Origin of the sequence: Bradyrhizobium sp. IAR9 (genome assembly GCF_013408065.1) — a bacterium.
Lineage (GTDB): Bacteria > Pseudomonadota > Alphaproteobacteria > Rhizobiales > Xanthobacteraceae > Bradyrhizobium.
On record NZ_JACBZW010000006.1, the window covers coordinates 1 to 15,917 of the forward strand.

A 15,917-nucleotide genomic window follows, 5' to 3' on the forward strand; every position below is an offset into this window, starting at 1 on the left:
TATCCGTCAGGTGAGCATCCGACTGAACGCGAGATGCCCAAGCACGACGAGCTGCGCGATTACCCATGAAGGTCTCCCCAGGTTTGCGGTTGAACAGGTGATGACTAGTGGGCTTCCGCAGCCCGTTTGCTAAATGGGCACCCCGAAATCTGCAGGAGTTAAGAAGCCAGCGCTGGCCACGTAAAGGACGGCGCGCTGGAACGTTTGGTGCCGCGGAGCGTCCTTGAGATATCGATCCAGTTGCTTGTGGGTCGACCGATGGACACAGTAGCTGCCTATGCGATCTCGGCCTTTATCGTCGGCTTTGGCATCGGGATCTTCATTGCCGGCCTAAACTCTGGCGCGCCAGCACTGTGGGCCTGCGTCGCCCTGATACCAGTCGCGATCGGGCTCCTCAGCCTTTTCGGTCCCAAATAACAAATCCATCCCGAAAAAAACGGCCCCAGCCGTCTTGGCAGCGACTGGGACCGTTGGACTTACCCCGACCCGCAGGGGGCATGGAGCCGGAGCACAGCACCAAGCCTGAGGCTTGCCGGTCGTTCCTAGGGAAGAGGCTGCGGCAAGCTTCCGAGAACCGGTCCATCGTCAAACGCGCGTTCGAACGATGGACCGTCCCGGGTGGATGTCGCGAAGCTAGAGGGATCTAGAGTATCGCGCCACAGACCGATATCTCAATTGAAGGGGCGGAGAGTCGTTCCTTGGCCGCGCCGCCGACTTAGGGGCCTTCCTTCAGAAGCGCCAGAGCTTTACGGGTGCCTGCGCCTTGAGGCGCGCCAAAAACCGACCAGCGCACGCCACTCAAACACCACGACGACGATGGCTACCAAGGCCGTCCCGAGCCCCGACATTATCAAAATCATTTCGAGCATCGAATCACCCCGCGGTGGGCGATAACGAAACCATCTACAATCAGTTCCCGCAATGAAACTGCACCGAGACTTCTTTTGTTCTTACACAATCTTAAATAGATTTATCCGGTTGTGCGGTTGTGTTTGGGCGAGCTGCCCGTCCCACGGTGGTTAGGCAATCAATGAATTTCCCTATGCGAACAACGGTAGGAAAATTGCCTAACCTTGGCATCAAGCCCTTGAGACAATTGAAATCCATCAGTCCTGCTGGGATCGCCAGCAATTTCAACAGCATCACGGTTTCTCGTTGCTGAAATGCATGTTGCGCCTGATGCTGACGAAAACCCTTGAATTCCAGGCTGTCCCGCTCTGTCCCGTCTAGTTGACGCAACACGGACGCTCACGGCGCTTCTTGATTTGTTCGCGTGAGCGCTCTCCCGCCGCCCCTCACCGGCGGGCGATTGGCGCTTTAGCTAAACCGACTGTTGGGAGATCGTCCGAACGCAATCTTGGGCGCTGACGAGCAAGTTCATCAGGTCGTCCCAATCAAAAGCATTGTCGGCCGGCCGCTTACGAGTGTTTTCCGGTAGAGACCTCTTCGACTTATGTGAGGACAGCGAGCAGCCCGGCCAACGTCGTCGGCACGCTTGTGGCGAGTTCGTGCCTGACTTCGGCTTCTCGATCGCCGAACGTTTCTTCCTTCTCCGGATCGGGATCGAGTGTCCCCGTCACCAGGTCGCGAATTGCTGCCGAGTAGTCTGCACTCGCTTTCTTTATGAGCCTCGATAGCGTCGATGATCGGGTCTGCCGCCGCGTCCGCAGGAGAGCATGGACCCGGGGACTGCCGTAGCGCTCGCCGCTCTCGCGATGGACCTGCTGGATCTCGGCCAGCATCGCAGAATTGGAGGTTGCGCGGGTGCTCTCCGGGCGTTCGCGCCAAGCGTAATAGCCGGCCGTCCGCGTGATGATCCCAGTCTCACACCGGGAGCAGTGCGGGCGCGGCGCGCTAGCGAAAGTCTCACAGGCATCCCACCCGAACCGGTTGCACTCACGCGGCGCCCCTAGAAGAGCGCGTATGCGTGCAGCGATTTTCCGGGCCTCCTTCGGCCCGAGATTGGGTTTCACGCAACGAGTATGTCCACCATTGCCTGAGCCTCGGCGGCATTAGATGTGGCGGCTTCGCGGTCTAATGGGCTCAGAGACTGATCGGCCACGCGGGCCTGATTGGCTGCAAGCACCGCAAGCGCTTGCGACCGCAGGGACGTGATGTGCCGCTCGAATATGTGCATCCGTTGGCCCGTACTGCTCTATGGGTTTGCACCACAAACTTCGGTGGCCAGCCCGTCCTCGAAGACTGAGGCTGGCCACCTTTGCTCCCGAGAGGCTCAAATTCTCAAGGGGTGCGATCAAGGAGTATCGTGAGACCTACCGGAAAGCACCTACCAGCACCGGTGGGTTGCCGCATCCCCGCGTGCCTCTCATAGTAAAACCCTCGACCTGCGAGTGTTCGAGCTGGCTCTTCATACCAGTAACCGCCGTGCCTAGGACCGAAGTGGTAGCGGCAATCCAAGCATTCACGGACTACGTCCCGTGGGCCAAGCCATACACCGGAAGACACGTACGGGCCACAGCGAACTGAAGAACAGCTGGCCGATTGGCGATCCCAGGTTGAAGTTATCGGCTCAAAAATGGACGCGGTGGCGGATTGCTCTCTCTCGACCTTATCCGAGTTCGAGGCGCTCAGGCGCGAGATGGGGACAGATTTTCCCGCAACGCCACCCGCTTTATTTAACCGTGTAGCGGACGCATTTGGGAACGTTAGCGGCCACGTGACTCGGCGCTTTGAAGTGGACCGATAAAGCGCTGTCCCTGCCACGTGCCGCTAACTTATCAGCTTCAAGCGGGGGCAAGAAGCTGACAGGGGTGTATTCTCAGGACGAATGCCCTAGAGCAACTACCAAAACAAGGCGGTGACTTGGCGATCAGTCTCAGGTGGCAGGCCTTGCGGGCGAGACTCGGCGCTGTTCGGTGTCCCTGCCCCGCCCGCACTACCATTTGAAGTTAGCGGGAACATGACTCGGCGCTGACCGTTCTGGTGCATTGCGCTGTCCCTGCCACTCGCCACTAACTTCAAAGGCGTTTTACGCGGACTACCTTTCCGAAAGCTGACAAGACGGGCGGCTATAGATGGCCGTCACGCTGCGGGCCTGCTCAGAATCTCACGTAATATGTTTTGTGAACAAACCATGGATTTGTCAAAACACTGTTGCTAACCGCTGGTATTGAGCCGATGACCGGATCGGGCTGGAGGTAACGCCCCAAGGGATGGCATCGGCAGCTGGCTGATCTGCCGGTTGGAGTCGTTGTTGGGCATTGGTCTTCCCGCGCGGCCCCTACCCAACCGTTGCCAATACTTTCAGCCCATAGACGGCCGAGGCTGCGCCGCCCCCTATGGCGCGCAAGCCGAACGACACATGATGGTAGCCGTCCGTTCCCGCCTTCTGGGTCGCGAGGCCAGAGGCTGGGATGCGGTACATCGCTCCTTGAGGATTGACGTCCCAGTTATCTCCGACCGCGCCGTCAAAGAAGATCGCGAAACCGCACGCGCCCGCATTTGTAGAGTTTTGTCACTGTCCCGGTGATTTTAGCGTCAATGACCTCATCGGCCAAAGCGACGAACTCAGCCTTGAAGACTGTCTTCTCAGTGTAGGCGCCCGCTCCGGTGTCCGTGGACACTCCGTCTATCGCACCCGTGACGCCCCGGCAGCCGCGGTTGAACCACGAGGCAACGAGCGGTTTGCGCCGCTGTGTCCGCAAATGCTGGGCCAGTGATGACGCGCGCCATGCCGACCAGCGACCGCGTACCATCGCCGCTCTTGATCTCGGTGCCTTTGTTGCCGGCCCTCGTCGATGTCGCGTGAGCGGTCGTTGACGCTTCAAGCGTCATCGTGCCGGAATTCATATAAGCGCAAATGAGATAAGTCGTGCCCGGCATCAGGCCGGTTGCCGCAAGCGAAACGCCCGCCTCAGGAACGATCTGCGGAGCGCCGCGATCGTTAGAAGATTTCCATTCCAAGGCGCCAGCACCAGGTTTCCGCCGGACAGTGTCAATCGGCACTGTCCATAGGTCTGCGGCACGCCGAGATTGTCCCTCGCCGTTGCTGCGTTCGCTACTTCCGATAGGTTGTTGTCGCCGGTCATAACGCGGCGCCATGAGCCCCCATGTGCCTGCGACGCAAACGCGCACATATGTTTCGCCGGGAGATTAACACGCGTGGCCAATGCTTGATGTATGTGCTTGCTCCGAACGCTTCTACCGTCAGATACCAGAAGTCACTTGCGGCCGGGGGGTTTGTTCCGGTCGAGTCCGATGAATAATAAGTGCCGGGAGCAACAACGGCATTGAAATCTTGCGACGCGCCTAACTGGACGGTTTGTTTGATACCGAGATTGCTGCGCGCCGTCGCCGCTGTTGCAGTTAGTTCAGACAGGTTGTTCGCGCTCGTCAGATCGCCGGCCCCGAACTGGCCGGCAACATTGAAATCCCAATCTACCAGCGTGCCACTGCCGCTGATCTTGTCGACATTGATGGCGATAAACGCACCATCATAGTAGGTCGCAACGCCTTCCGTCCACTTGGTTGTATCGCCATTCGACGTCGCCCGAACGCGCGCGCCGATCTGATAGGCCAGACCGGCCTGGCTGGCGAGATCCTTACTCCCCGTGCCGATCGTGCGTGGCGAGGTCGACGTTCCGCCATAGCCCTTTGCCGGCGCACCGCTCTGAAAGTGCCGTCAATGTAAATTCCTTGCTGCTCTATGGGAGCCATTTGCCATCGATTTTCCACCTGACTTTGCCGGTGGATGGTTGGAAGGCAATCCAGCCGCGTTCGTCCGGTGGCGGGCCCAACCACATCTTCATGCCACCGATGAATGATCCGCGTGCTGATGCCGCTTGCGGCAACGTAGTCTCGCCCGGCGATATCACGCTGAGTTTCCAACACGGTGATGGCGTATCCCTCAAGTTTTGCCGGTGCGGTGGCCAATGCCGATCGTATCTTTTGCTCGTCCGCCTCGGTATTGCTGGGGCACGGACTAAAGCCGCGCGGAAACTCAAATGCTCGCCATGGCTCCAGGTGCTCGCTACCGGCCTCCAGTACGTAATCCGAAAACCGGACGGGCCATGCTGTTCCGAAATTCCCGCGACCGACACATCGAATGGACTCGCCGCGCCCATTGCGTCCATCCGGTCGTTCAGCTCCATTAGCGTCGGACCAACCGTCTGCTTAAACTCGGCAAACCCGCCTGCGGTCATCGTCGATAGAGCGAGCCCGACCGCCTGGAAAACGACGAACGCCTCCGCTCGAACCGTCGCCGCAGCCCGAAACTGAGGGAGCAAGATCGCCCTGTTGCAGATCGCGGTAATCGTTTGATCTGCCGTATTCCAGACTAGCGCGTCTGAAACGAGATGCGCACCGTCTGAGGCGACGATGAGGTTGCTGCCGACATTATCAAATTCCTTGAATTGAAAGTTGACTGTCCGTGCGGCACTCACATGGAACGAACCGCCAATGGCGATGCCCGCGCCGATAACCGTGCCGGCTATGGCTGGGAGGGCAAGCGCGCTCGCAATTGCACCGCCCAACGGACGAGCAACGCCGCTACCGCGACAAGCGCAATCAGCCCAATAGCCTGCTTCGCACCGCCGTTGCCTCCCGACGTCGCCAATCACGACGCAGCACCGCCTCGCCGTTCATCTCAAGGATGGTCGGCAAACCTTTCTTGAACTGCCAGCCATACTTGCGGCCACGCGTAGCCCAATCAGAGCGGCGCAGGAAGGCTGTCACGGTCTCGCGCGGCAGCGGCGTCTCGCGCGCGACCTCGGCGCGTGGCATCACGACATGCAGAACTGGCCGGCGGGTGTCGACGACTTATTGCTAGTCGTCATGTCCGACTCTTCTTTCGGAGTTGCGCCTGCAGTTCGAGGCACGACCTCCATCGGTTCACGGTCGCAGCCTCAATCGTGGCTGACGATCTAGCGGACTGGCGGCAAACTTGCTGCGGCCCAGCGCAGCAGCCAGGGCGTTCTTTAGGTTGCTCAGTTCGTACGGGTCGTGCGGGCCGCGCTGCAGTTCTATACCCCTCCGGAATAGCACCACTGCCTCAGGCGTGATGTGCACACGATGCACAAGCGCCGTTTCGGCGTTGGTGATTTCGCCCGAAACTTCTGCCCGGCGCATTCGGAGGTGGGGCGCAGCATCCTCCGGATCCCCAAGGAGACGCGGAACTCCAGCAGAGGCGGTGACTTCGGCTGCTCGGCGAACCTCTTGTCTAGATCGCCAGCTTCCTTTCGGAGGCCGGAAAGAAGGGCGCTGAGTTCAGCCTGTTTGGCAAAGAGCGCCGCGTATCCGGGCTCGAGTCCAGAAGCGTCGGGAGGACAAATGCGTCGGCGGGTTTCTTTTTCAAAATTGCCATTAAAATAGATCCTTCATGAGGTTTGCAAAAACCTCACCCTTGACGAGGCCAGCGATGCTATACGGGGCCTGTTGATGCGACGCGAGTGCGCCGGGCAACACGAAACGTGTTACACTGTCTTCCGGCCTATGTGCTGAAAGCTCGCGCCAGCCATGCACGAACTCGAAACGATGGCCGCGGATGTCGTCGACGGCTTCGGGCGCCCGGCCGACGGCGATCTCGGATTTCAAATCCAGAAATTCGAGCGCCGAGCGCGGAATGCTGTCGGGTGCATCGGTCGACAAGACCGCGCCGCCTGGCGTCATGGCGGAATAGGCGCGTGCGTGCTCCGCCGCCTCGTGCAATTTCGGAGCCGACATCAGCGTGGCAAGCAGGGGGCCGGCGTCGCGTTGAGCAAGTTCTGGTGCGTAGCCAGGACCACCGAGTGGTAGCAGATCGGCTTCTTGCAGCCGCCGAGCGACGCTATAGCCGCGCGATCGGCGAAAGCCAATGGTTCGCTCGATGCGTCGAGCACGCTATCTAGCGTGGCCAATTGGCCATCCTCCATAAATGTCAAGTTGCGAATGTTGGTGGAAATAATAAGCCGATTGGCGGCTTCACGGCTCAAGAGGTGGCGATGCCGGTTGGGTGGCCGGCGCGCCAAATTTTTGCACGTCACGTCGAGATAAGCACATCCCTACATGTCAATACGGTCCCACCGGCGCGCGGGGACGCGTGTCCAGAAAGAAAGTTGGCGGTTAGTTCAGAATGTCACACCAAGGCGGTGTGCATCACGCCAAACTACCGTGCATATCGTATCGACGTCCGCGCTTGGAACGCGCAGGCCGAAGGCTGCGGGCACGAAAGGCGCGTTAGGAGTCTGGACGACCGCCGAGGACGCGGTGAAGTGGCGGACCTTGCAGCGCAGCGGGCTACCATCAATCAAGATCTGTCCGGTGCAAACGTTGCTTTTCCGCTCGCTCACCACGTCTCGCCGCTCCCCAATATAGCGCTATGGGGGTATTGATCGGCGATTTCCGTCCAAAATTGGGCCGGACCGTGGTGATGCTACGCCGCGAGCCTTTCCTCCATGGCCGATAGCGTAGCCAGTGCAGCATCCTGCGCGGCGACCGCCCGTTCGGCCTGCTTTCGGAAGGCCCCGGCGGTCGGCGGCAATCTCGCGTGCTGTCAAACGGTCTAAGCTGGCTTCCAACACTTCGCGATGCTCTCCTAGGGCAGCAGCAACGTGCGGCGCGTCCATCGCCGCGACAAGCGCGTATTCATGGCCGCTCGCAGGGCCAACGAATGAGCGCGGCGTCGCGGTCGCATTGCGGTGCTGACGATAACCCATGAACTCGGCGCCTGGGGCAACCCCATCCTGGACAAGGCTCAGTAAAGGTGCAAGGCCAGCATTACTCCGAGCTGCGATGAACGACGCGCGAGAGCCATACCCGCGCGGTCTATTTCGAATCGACGATTGTCGTTGCAGAATGCCATCGTAGCGGCCCAGCGCGCGGCTCGCGTGCGGGTATAGTCCTCGCCCAACGGCTGCGAAGGCTGTTGCACGTCTGGGGCCAGGCGGCGCAGCGAGCGCGTTAACCCCTGGGAGTTGCGGGATTGCAAGCTCACGCGCTGCGAACCGACGCCCATGGCGATCCCCAAGGCTTGCGCTGCCTCGCTCAGATGCCGGTTGATGGCCTCAGCGCGTGGCATGCCGCCGGTCATGGAGCTGATCAGCAGCGGCGGGCGCATGGTCTTGCCCAGCAGCGAGGCGCGCAGGTCGATTTGCGTCAGGTCCACCCGGGCAATGCGCAGTGCTCCCAGCCGGCTGCGACCGTGGCCGGGGCCACTCGCCGATCCAGCACTCCTTGCGCCGGCCCAGGGCGGTGTGGCTCCTGCTCGCTCCATCCCATCGGGCGACGGCGTTGCGTCGGATCGGACCGCGGCAGCGCGCACGCCGCCGCCTCCCGCGCGTTCAGGCCGGCGCATGCTGGCCTCCCCCCGCAGGGTCGCTGCGGTAGCGGCTGGCCGAGGTCTGGTAGTACTGCGCGCGGATGGCCGCCATGGCCTCGATCAACGGTCCCCACGGCGCCGGAAAGCGTTCTTCCGCCATCACCCGGTGCAGCATGCGCGTATAGCCGGCCAGCTCGTCGTTGAGGAACTCTACCACAGGCATAGCTGGATAGCGCTGCAGCAGCAGGATCGCCGCGTTGTCGGCCTCGCCGGCCCACCTGTCCTTGTCGCGTCCATGCAGATCGTTCTGCAGGCGCCCTATCGCGGAGATGAGCCGCAGGACCTGGCGAAAGGCCGGACGCGCGCGCAAGGTCGCCATGTCCAGCCCCCACAGCAACGACAGGCAACAGAACACGTTCGCGTAGGCGATCGAATCGATGCCGTTGTGCAGGTACTCGGCGTAGGACCAGCGTTCCGCCCCTGCCGCCTGCGCGTGTCCGGCGCGCAGCGCCGCGCAGTAGCACCGGGTATCCTCGAGAAGCTGAGCATAGTCGCGACGATCGTAGGCGAGCGCGGCCAGGGAGGCGCGCAGCACAGCGCAGCCCTCGAATCCGGGGAGCGCGCACGGCTCGCCCTGCCCCAGCGCCTGTTCCACCGCGGCGACCTGCTCCGGCGCGATCAGGCCAAGGTCGTTGCAATCGTCGAGCCAGAACAGCAGCGCCAGTTCGCGATAGAACGCCACGATCAGCGTTTCGTCCTGCGGATCGCGACCGGTGCGGGCGCTGGTGTCGCGCAGGCTCGGGTGGATGCGCTGCAGGATGTACTGGCCGCCCCTGACCGCTTCCACGGCATGATCGTCGGCGAACCCGGTCAGGGAACGCCCCCACTCCAGCACCTGCTGCAGCGCGCGTTCGGTCTGGATCACGGCGCCGCTCCTGCTCCCTCGGCCAGGACGCGCCGCCCCCAACGATGCGCCAGCCACAACCCGGCGAGTTCGGCCACACGCACGACCCGAGTGGGGCAATACAGTTCCTTGCCGATCCACAGCGGCGTCTGCGGCAATGCATGCGCCGCATGGCGGGCGAGCATCCACTCCAGCGCACGCGCCACCACCTGCGCGATGCGCCGGCGCTCTGTCGCCTCTTCGCTCCAGTCCATCACGTGTAACGCGAACAGCGCATAAGCGGTTTCCTCGAGCGTGGACGCGCGACCGGCGCCCCAGCCGCCGTCGTCACGCTGCGCCTGCAGCAGCGCCGACAGCGCACGCTCGTCGCGCCACTGGGGCTTGCCTTGCGCCAGCGCAGCGACCGCATGCGCGGTAGGATACAGCCACGAAACGTGCCATTTTTCGTTGTCCCATAGACCGTGCGGGTTGCGATTGGCCTCGACGTACGCGCTGGTGCCCGCGGCGGGCTTTCCCAAGAGTCGCAACGCATGCAGGGCATGGATGTTGGTCGACACCGAGGCATTGCGCTCGCCGGGGAAGGTGACGAACAGCTCGCCGATTTCGAAACTGCGCAACGCATCGACCGCCGGGGCGCGGCCTGCAAGGTGAAGGACGCACAACGCAACGGCGGTGTCGTCCGCATCGGCCGCGAAGTGCAAGGCGGGGCCCAGGCCGCGCACGCCCAGACGGGCGTCGAGCTGCGCGACGATCACGCGGACCGCCTCGGCGAGCGCTGGATGCGCGAACAGCCCGGCCAGATGCAGGGTGTACAGCGACCAACATGGCTCGAACACATTGATCGGCCAGACGTTGGGGACGACACCTTCGATGCCGCTGCGCGTCGCCCGTGATGCCATCTCCAGATACGCGTCGACGCGCCATATCTGCGGCGTGCGCCCCCGTGTCATGGCATGCGCACGCCAGGCGGCAGTGGCCGCCGGACTGATGCCGATGCTGCCGTCGTCATCCGGGCATGCGGTGGTCGGCGACGTCCCCCAGGCTTCCCAGGAGTGCAGCAACGGATGGCCGCTCGGCAACATCGCCACCGCCCCTAGCTTGACCAGGCGCGCTTGACGCAACGGCAACAGCGCTGGATGGCGCGGAAGCACTAAGCCACCCAGCAAGGATGCGGCCTGACCGCAAAATTGTGGCAGGATCAGCTCCACGCCGATGGGCGCGTCTTCCGGCACCGCATGCGCGTAGAGATCGGGCTGGCGCTGGAGGAACCGCGTTGCAGCTTGGACCGCGTCGGCAGCACCAGGAACAGGATCACGCTGCAATGCCAGTAACGCCGCCCACGTGGGCGCATGGCGGAACAGCGGGAAGTCCGCGCTTCCCCATCCGCCGTCGGCCTGTTGCTGCGCGATGAGCCACGCGTATGCGTCCTGCCGACCGGCGACGTTGCCGTTGAAGCGCAGCGCTTGCGCCGTGTCGTAGACAGACGGACCGACGCTGCCGCCATCGCTCATTTCGCTCAGCAGGCGGCGCAAGTCGGAAAGGATCTGTTCGGACAGCGCGTTCACGCGGGATGTTCCTTTTGCACACGGTCGACGAGAACCAAAATTGGGCGACGCCGCGCATGCCGCCGCAGGCCCGTCGCATAGGCAGCGCCGGACGGCCACCGTGCTTCGGCGCGGCGACCCGATGCTGGCGCCGGTCCGCCGCATAGGCTTGCGCACAGCGCGCCGCGGCAGGCAACCGCTGCAATAAACGCCGCGGACTCATCGCAGCGGCACAGAGTGACACCGGCGCGCTCATGCGCATGGCGCGTGCCTGAACAGATACGCGTTGGCCCGCTGTAGGAGTTGCGCCAACCGTTCCGTACGCGGCCCCAGCGGCGCGATGGCCTCCCCGGCATCGCGCAACAGATCCAGCGCGAACTGACGTGCTGCCTGCACTCCCATGATCGACGCGCAGGTCGGCTTCTGCGCCGCCGCGTCCTTGCCGGGGGTCTTGCCCAGCGTTGCGGTATCCGCTGTCACGTCGAGAATGTCGTCGATCACCTGCAACGCCAAGCCGAAACAGGCGCTGTAGTGATCGAGCGCACAGTACAGCGCAGCGTGCGCGACATCCTCCGCGATAACGCATAGCGCGCCCATGCGAACGGACGCGCGCACTAACGCTCCGCTCTTCATCCGGTGCATCTCCACGATCTTGTCCAGCTCGACGTGCTTTCCAACCAGCGACAGATCCATGGCCTGCCCGCCTGCGGCACCCTCGGCTGACACTGCCTGTGCCAGTTCGCGCACGAGCGCGATACGGTTGTCGCCCGGCGCATCCAGGCTCGCCAAGGTCAGGAAGGCGTGCGCCTGCAGCGCATCGCCGACCAGGATCGCAGTAGCTTCGCCGAACTTGACGTGCACGGTCGGAAGGCCGCGGCGAAGCACGTCGTCGTCCATCGCGGGCAGATCGTCGTGGACCAGGGTACAGGCGTGCATCATCTCGATGGCGGCGCCCACGTCGTCAAGCATGTGCGCCGGCGTGTCGGCCAGTGCGCCGGCAGCCAGACAGAGCAAGGCGCGGTTGCGCTTCCCGCCATGCAAGGTGGCGTAGCGCATCGCCGCCATCAGCTCGGCCTCATGTTCGGCGCGGAGAAGACGCGCCAGCACGTGTTCGACCCGCTTTGCGCCGTCCTGCATCCAGATCTCGGGGAGCAGCCCGCCGGATGCGCCGCGCGCCTGAGCGCCCAATTCGCCCAGCGCGGAATCACCAGTTCTGTCGTTCTGTGGCGTGGAACCGGTCTGCATGTTCTTCATGTCCTTGTCCCCGACAGGCGAGCCGCCGCGGTGTTGTCGGCGTCGCACCGTGCGCGCGGGCCGAGTGCAGCAATGCCGCGCGTCGCCGTCGCCGCTGCCTCGTCACAGGGGCATGCGATGCCAGCTCAGGAGAATCCGATGCGGATAGTCATGGACGGATGTGCGGTCGGGTAATAGCGCTGGCCTCTTTCGACGCCGCTCAGCAACCGCGGCCGCGCCCCGGCCTCGTGCATGGTCAGCGCCAAGGCGATGCAGAACTGCACCAGTTCCAGCCATGCCAGGTGGTAGCCGATGCAGACGTGTGGGCCGGTACCGAACTGCAGCATGTCCGCCGGCCGGATCGGCTCGGTGCGTTGCAACCACCGCGCCAGGCGAAACTGATCAGGCGCGTCGTGCAGCAGCGCCGAGGTGGAGAAATGAAGCAGCGGGATGCACAGATCGGTGCCCGCAGGAATGCGCCGTTGGCCGAGTCGCAATTCACCAAGTGCGCGACGCACCAGGAGCGGCGTCGGTGGATGCACGCGCAGCGTCTCGCGGAACAGCGCCTCGGCGACCGGACACTGCGCCAGGTCCGCGTGCCGGGTCGGCACCGCGCCCACGCGTTGCGCCTCCTCGACCAGGGCGTCCCACAGCCCAGGCTGCCGCGCCAGCTCGATCACCATCCAGGCCATCGTTGAGGCGGTGGTGTCGTGGCCACCAAGCAGCAGCAAGCGGATATTGGCGACCAGGACCTCATCGGCGAGCGCATCGTCGCTGCAATCGAAGGCGCTCACCATGTCGTTGATCAACCCGGTGCGCGCGGCATGTTCACGCGCATCGCGGACGAACTCGCGCAACCGCGCATCGATCCAGTCGCGGGCGGAGCGGCCGCGCCGCAAAGGCAGTCCGGGCAGGTCGACCGGGGGCGCGACGATCAACTGCAGCAGTTGCCGGTACTTGCGATGCCATTCCGGCAGGTCCTGCGCGGGGATTCCCATGAGGCTGAAGATGAGCTTGAGCATCAGATCGCCGGTTTCGCGCAGGATGGTTATGTCGCCGCGGTCGCGCCACCTCTGCACCTGCGCCCGGATGACGGGCGCGAACAGCTCGCCGATGCCGGCCTGGGTCAGCCCCATAGGCAGGAACGCCGCCTGGATCGCATCGCGCGCCTGCCGGTGCGCGCCGCCATCCTGGGCGACCAACGTTCCGCCAAACAATTCGGGCGCGATCTCTTCGATCAGCGCTGAGGACACGTCCTTGTGCCGGAGCAGTGCGAACGCATCCGGATCCAGACTGGTCACCATGTGTCCGGCAGGGCCGAAGTCCAGCCAGAACTGGCTGCCCAGCGTCCGTTCCGCGCGCCGCAGCAGGCGCGGCAGGTCGCAGACGACGGCGGGAAGATGCCCGACCAAGGGGAAAGCGCCGGGCACGACCGGGATGTCGTACCGCAGCCGATGCCGACGGTTCAGCGGGTTGAGCAGCATGCCCATTAGCATCGCGCCGACGCGGCCGCTTCGGCGGTCTCGCCGGAAGGCCGCGCGGCGCGGCTGTTGCCACCGTCGGCGTACGTCGGCACATGCGCCAGCATGCCGCCGTCGATGCACACGACCTGGCCGGTGATGAACGCTGCATCGTCGGAGAGCAGGAACGCCACCAGCGCGGCCACGTCCTCGGGGCGGCCGACGCGCGGCAGGAGCTGGTGCCGGCGCAGATGCCGTTGCATGCACTCGTCCAGCTTCGCGAGGAGACGCTCGGTCATGATGAGACCCGGCGCAACCGCGTTGCAGCGGATCTGCGCATGACCGTACTGGGTGGCGAGCGAGGCCGATAGCATGTTCATCGCCGCCTTCGAGCTGGCGTAGGACGTCAGCGCGGTGTCACCGCTGAGCCCCTGGCACGACGACATGTTGACGATCGCGCCACCGCCGCGGGCGATCATCCGTGGGATGGCCTGCCGGCAGCAGAGCAACGTGCCGCGCAGATTGGTTGCCATGGTCTGATCCCAGACCGCCAGGTCCAGGTCGAGGATCGCGCGGTCGCGCGGAGTCAGATGCATGGCGCCCGCGTTGTTCACGAGCAGGTCGACCGCACTGAAGTGCCGCTCCGCCGTCTCGAACAGCGCTGCCACCGCCTGCGCCTCGGCGATGTCGATGGCCAGGGTCAGCGCGTGGCCCGCCTCGGCCGCGATTTGCGCGGTGCAGGCCATGGCCGCCGAGCCATCGATGTCGGCGACCACCACTCTGCCGCCCTCGCGCGCGATGGCGAGGGCGCATGCCTTGCCGATACCGGCCCCGGCGCCGGTCACCACGGCCACCTTGCCCTCAAACCGTCCCATGGTGTCCTCCTGGATTGCGTTGGTCTCTCGCGGCATGCCGCTCCGCCTCCGCCTGAGAAGGCGCACTGTCGGCGCTGGCGCGCTCGTCATCGCTAGCTTCGCTTTCAATGACCCGGATGGCGGCGACCGGGCACTGCCTGGCCGCGAGCCGCACGGCGGCGTGCAGCGCCTGCGGGACTGTCGCCCCGCACACTTCGGCCACGCCGTCCGGTTTGCGCTGGCGAAAGGTGCCCGGTAGCGTCAGCACGCACTGCCCGCTGGTCCCGCACAGATCCTGGTCGACCACGACGCACATCTCAGCCCTCTGCGCACGCAGCCGCACCGGCAGCGCGCGGAACGTCCTAAGGAACGCGGAGGGCTCCCGGGTCGGCTGCTCGGCCAATACCAGGGTGGGGAAGCGCGCCTGAATCCGCGGCAAGCTCTCGGCCAACTGTACCCGGGCCAGTTGCGCACCGAGGCAGAAGTGGATGCCGTGGCCGAAGCTCAGCATGATCTTCCCGTCGGTCGACATGCCAGGACTGGTGCCGTAGAACCGCGCGGGATCGAAGCGGTCGGGATCGGCGAAGGCGTCGGGGTCGCGATTGCCGGACGCGATCAGCACACGCACGTCCGCGTTCTTCGGGATCACCACGCCGCCCAATTCGATGTCGCGCTGGGCGATACGCGGAATGGAGCTGAACATTGCGGGCGCGTCGCAGCGCAGGACTTCTTCGACGAATGCCTTCACCTCCATGGCGTCTCCCTGCAGCCAGTGCCGCTGTTCGGGATACGCAAGCATCGCCAGGACCGCATGGTCGATGGTCGCAGCCGTAGTGGCGAAGCCGCCCAGCAGCATGCCCCACAACATGCTGATCAACTCCGCGTCCGACAGCGTGTCGGCATCATCGTCGTGTGCGCCGACCAGCATTGACACAATGTCGTGGCGGGCATCGGTGCGCTTGCGCAGTATGAGATCGCCGAAGTAGGCCTTCACTCTGGCACTGGCCGCGTCCGCTGCGGCGAGCTCGGGATCGCTGGCGTGCGGGCTCAGGCCTTCCAGAATGGCGCCGATGCCGGCGGCGAGCCCGAACATGTCGTCCTGGGGCATGCCAAACAGTTCGGCGAAGACCAGCATGGGCAAGGCCAGCGCGAATTCCCGATGCAGGTCCACGGCCTCCCCGCGCTCCAGCGCGGGTGCCATGCCGTCAAGGCGTGCCGCGACGATGCGCACGATGCTCGGCCGCAGATTGTCGATCTGGCGCATGGTGAAATCGCGCGAGATCAGCCGACGCAGACGCGTATGCGTTGGTGGGTCCTTCATCGCTAGCGTGGAGGCCAGCAGATCGAGCGACAGGCTGGTCGCCGCATGCGGAAAATAGCGCGCCAGTTCGCCTGGCGCCGGTCCCCGAAACGCATCGCCCGTGGCCTTGAGCGCCCAGTAGATGTCGGTGTGGCGGGTCAACAGAAAGAGGCCCGACGCCGCGCGATGCACCGGATCGTGCTCGCGCAACCACCGCATGAACGGATACGGGTCGTGGATGCACGCCGGCGACGCCAGTTCGGCGAAGGCGTCCCGGCATGCTGCCGTTGTTTCTTGCACGTCCATCTTGGTTACCTGTTGGCTGGCTGATCTGACCGGTGCGCGGCAGGCGCGCCGGCAAAATCGCG

12 protein-coding genes and 1 pseudogene are annotated in these 15,917 nt (G+C 64.0%); all 13 read right to left on the minus strand.

What is annotated here, in order from left to right:
• Positions 1 to 1,451 precede the first annotated feature (1,451 nt).
• The 13 genes and pseudogenes from GGD67_RS17405 to GGD67_RS17465 all read right to left on the minus strand — a co-directional run bounded on the left by GGD67_RS17405 (position 1,452) and on the right by GGD67_RS17465 (position 15,855).
• Complete coding sequence (locus GGD67_RS17405) at positions 1,452 to 1,742, minus strand: transposase (RefSeq protein WP_179734488.1); 291 nt, start codon at positions 1,740 to 1,742, stop codon at positions 1,452 to 1,454.
• 1,686 nt (positions 1,743 to 3,428) lie between these two features.
• On the minus strand, positions 3,429 to 3,584 hold the full coding sequence (locus GGD67_RS17410) for a hypothetical protein (protein ID WP_179734490.1): 156 nt from the start codon (positions 3,582 to 3,584) through the stop codon (positions 3,429 to 3,431).
• A 1,080-nt stretch (positions 3,585 to 4,664) separates the two neighbouring features.
• On the minus strand, positions 4,665 to 5,492 hold the full coding sequence (locus GGD67_RS17415; protein WP_179734492.1) for a hypothetical protein: 828 nt from the start codon (positions 5,490 to 5,492) through the stop codon (positions 4,665 to 4,667).
• A 34-nt stretch (positions 5,493 to 5,526) separates the two neighbouring features.
• Entirely contained in the window at positions 5,527 to 5,742 is a 216-nt protein-coding gene (locus tag GGD67_RS17420) for a hypothetical protein (RefSeq protein ID WP_179734493.1), read from the minus strand.
• A 579-nt stretch (positions 5,743 to 6,321) separates the two neighbouring features.
• The gene (locus tag GGD67_RS17425; RefSeq protein ID WP_179734495.1) at positions 6,322 to 6,681 is read right to left on the minus strand and encodes a hypothetical protein; all 360 of its coding nucleotides are present in this window, start codon (positions 6,679 to 6,681) and stop codon (positions 6,322 to 6,324) included.
• Entirely contained in the window at positions 6,681 to 6,929 is a 249-nt protein-coding gene (locus tag GGD67_RS17430) for a hypothetical protein (protein ID WP_179734497.1), read from the minus strand. The genes GGD67_RS17425 and GGD67_RS17430 overlap by 1 nt, the downstream gene beginning before the upstream one ends.
• Positions 6,930 to 7,864: 935 nt before the next feature.
• Positions 7,865 to 8,290 (minus strand): annotated as a pseudogene (locus tag GGD67_RS17435) (type 2 isopentenyl-diphosphate Delta-isomerase); the annotation flags it as partial.
• Complete coding sequence (locus GGD67_RS17440) at positions 8,277 to 9,179, minus strand: terpene synthase family protein (RefSeq protein ID WP_179734499.1); 903 nt, start codon at positions 9,177 to 9,179, stop codon at positions 8,277 to 8,279. The pseudogene GGD67_RS17435 and the gene GGD67_RS17440, both read right to left, overlap by 14 nt.
• The gene (locus tag GGD67_RS17445) at positions 9,176 to 10,723 is read right to left on the minus strand and encodes a hypothetical protein (protein WP_179734501.1); all 1,548 of its coding nucleotides are present in this window, start codon (positions 10,721 to 10,723) and stop codon (positions 9,176 to 9,178) included. The genes GGD67_RS17440 and GGD67_RS17445 overlap by 4 nt, the downstream gene beginning before the upstream one ends.
• Before the next feature lie 231 nt (positions 10,724 to 10,954).
• Positions 10,955 to 11,947, minus strand: coding sequence for a polyprenyl synthetase family protein (locus GGD67_RS17450; RefSeq protein ID WP_179735059.1), 993 nt, complete (start codon positions 11,945 to 11,947; stop codon positions 10,955 to 10,957).
• A gap of 134 nt (positions 11,948 to 12,081) precedes the next feature.
• On the minus strand, positions 12,082 to 13,425 hold the full coding sequence (locus GGD67_RS17455) for a cytochrome P450 (protein WP_179734503.1): 1,344 nt from the start codon (positions 13,423 to 13,425) through the stop codon (positions 12,082 to 12,084).
• The gene (locus tag GGD67_RS17460; protein WP_179734504.1) at positions 13,425 to 14,270 is read right to left on the minus strand and encodes an SDR family oxidoreductase; all 846 of its coding nucleotides are present in this window, start codon (positions 14,268 to 14,270) and stop codon (positions 13,425 to 13,427) included. The genes GGD67_RS17455 and GGD67_RS17460 overlap by 1 nt, the downstream gene beginning before the upstream one ends.
• Positions 14,257 to 15,855, minus strand: a complete 1,599-nt coding sequence (locus GGD67_RS17465; RefSeq protein ID WP_179734507.1) for a cytochrome P450 — start codon at positions 15,853 to 15,855, stop codon at positions 14,257 to 14,259. The genes GGD67_RS17460 and GGD67_RS17465 overlap by 14 nt, the downstream gene beginning before the upstream one ends.
• Between the last annotated feature and the right edge of the window lie 62 nt (positions 15,856 to 15,917).

Coding starts and splice junctions, on each gene's coding strand:
- GGD67_RS17455 (WP_179734503.1), bottom strand. CDS start 13,425: ATGGGCATGCTGCTCAACCCGCTGAACCGTCGGCATCGGCTGCGGTAC.
- GGD67_RS17450 (WP_179735059.1), bottom strand. CDS start 11,947: ATGCAGACCGGTTCCACGCCACAGAACGACAGAACTGGTGATTCCGCG.
- GGD67_RS17465 (WP_179734507.1), bottom strand. CDS start 15,855: ATGGACGTGCAAGAAACAACGGCAGCATGCCGGGACGCCTTCGCCGAA.
- GGD67_RS17460 (WP_179734504.1), bottom strand. CDS start 14,270: ATGGGACGGTTTGAGGGCAAGGTGGCCGTGGTGACCGGCGCCGGGGCC.
- GGD67_RS17405 (WP_179734488.1), bottom strand. CDS start 1,742: ATGCTGGCCGAGATCCAGCAGGTCCATCGCGAGAGCGGCGAGCGCTAC.
- GGD67_RS17425 (WP_179734495.1), bottom strand. CDS start 6,681: ATGTCGGCTCCGAAATTGCACGAGGCGGCGGAGCACGCACGCGCCTAT.
- GGD67_RS17420 (WP_179734493.1), bottom strand. CDS start 5,742: ATGCCACGCGCCGAGGTCGCGCGCGAGACGCCGCTGCCGCGCGAGACC.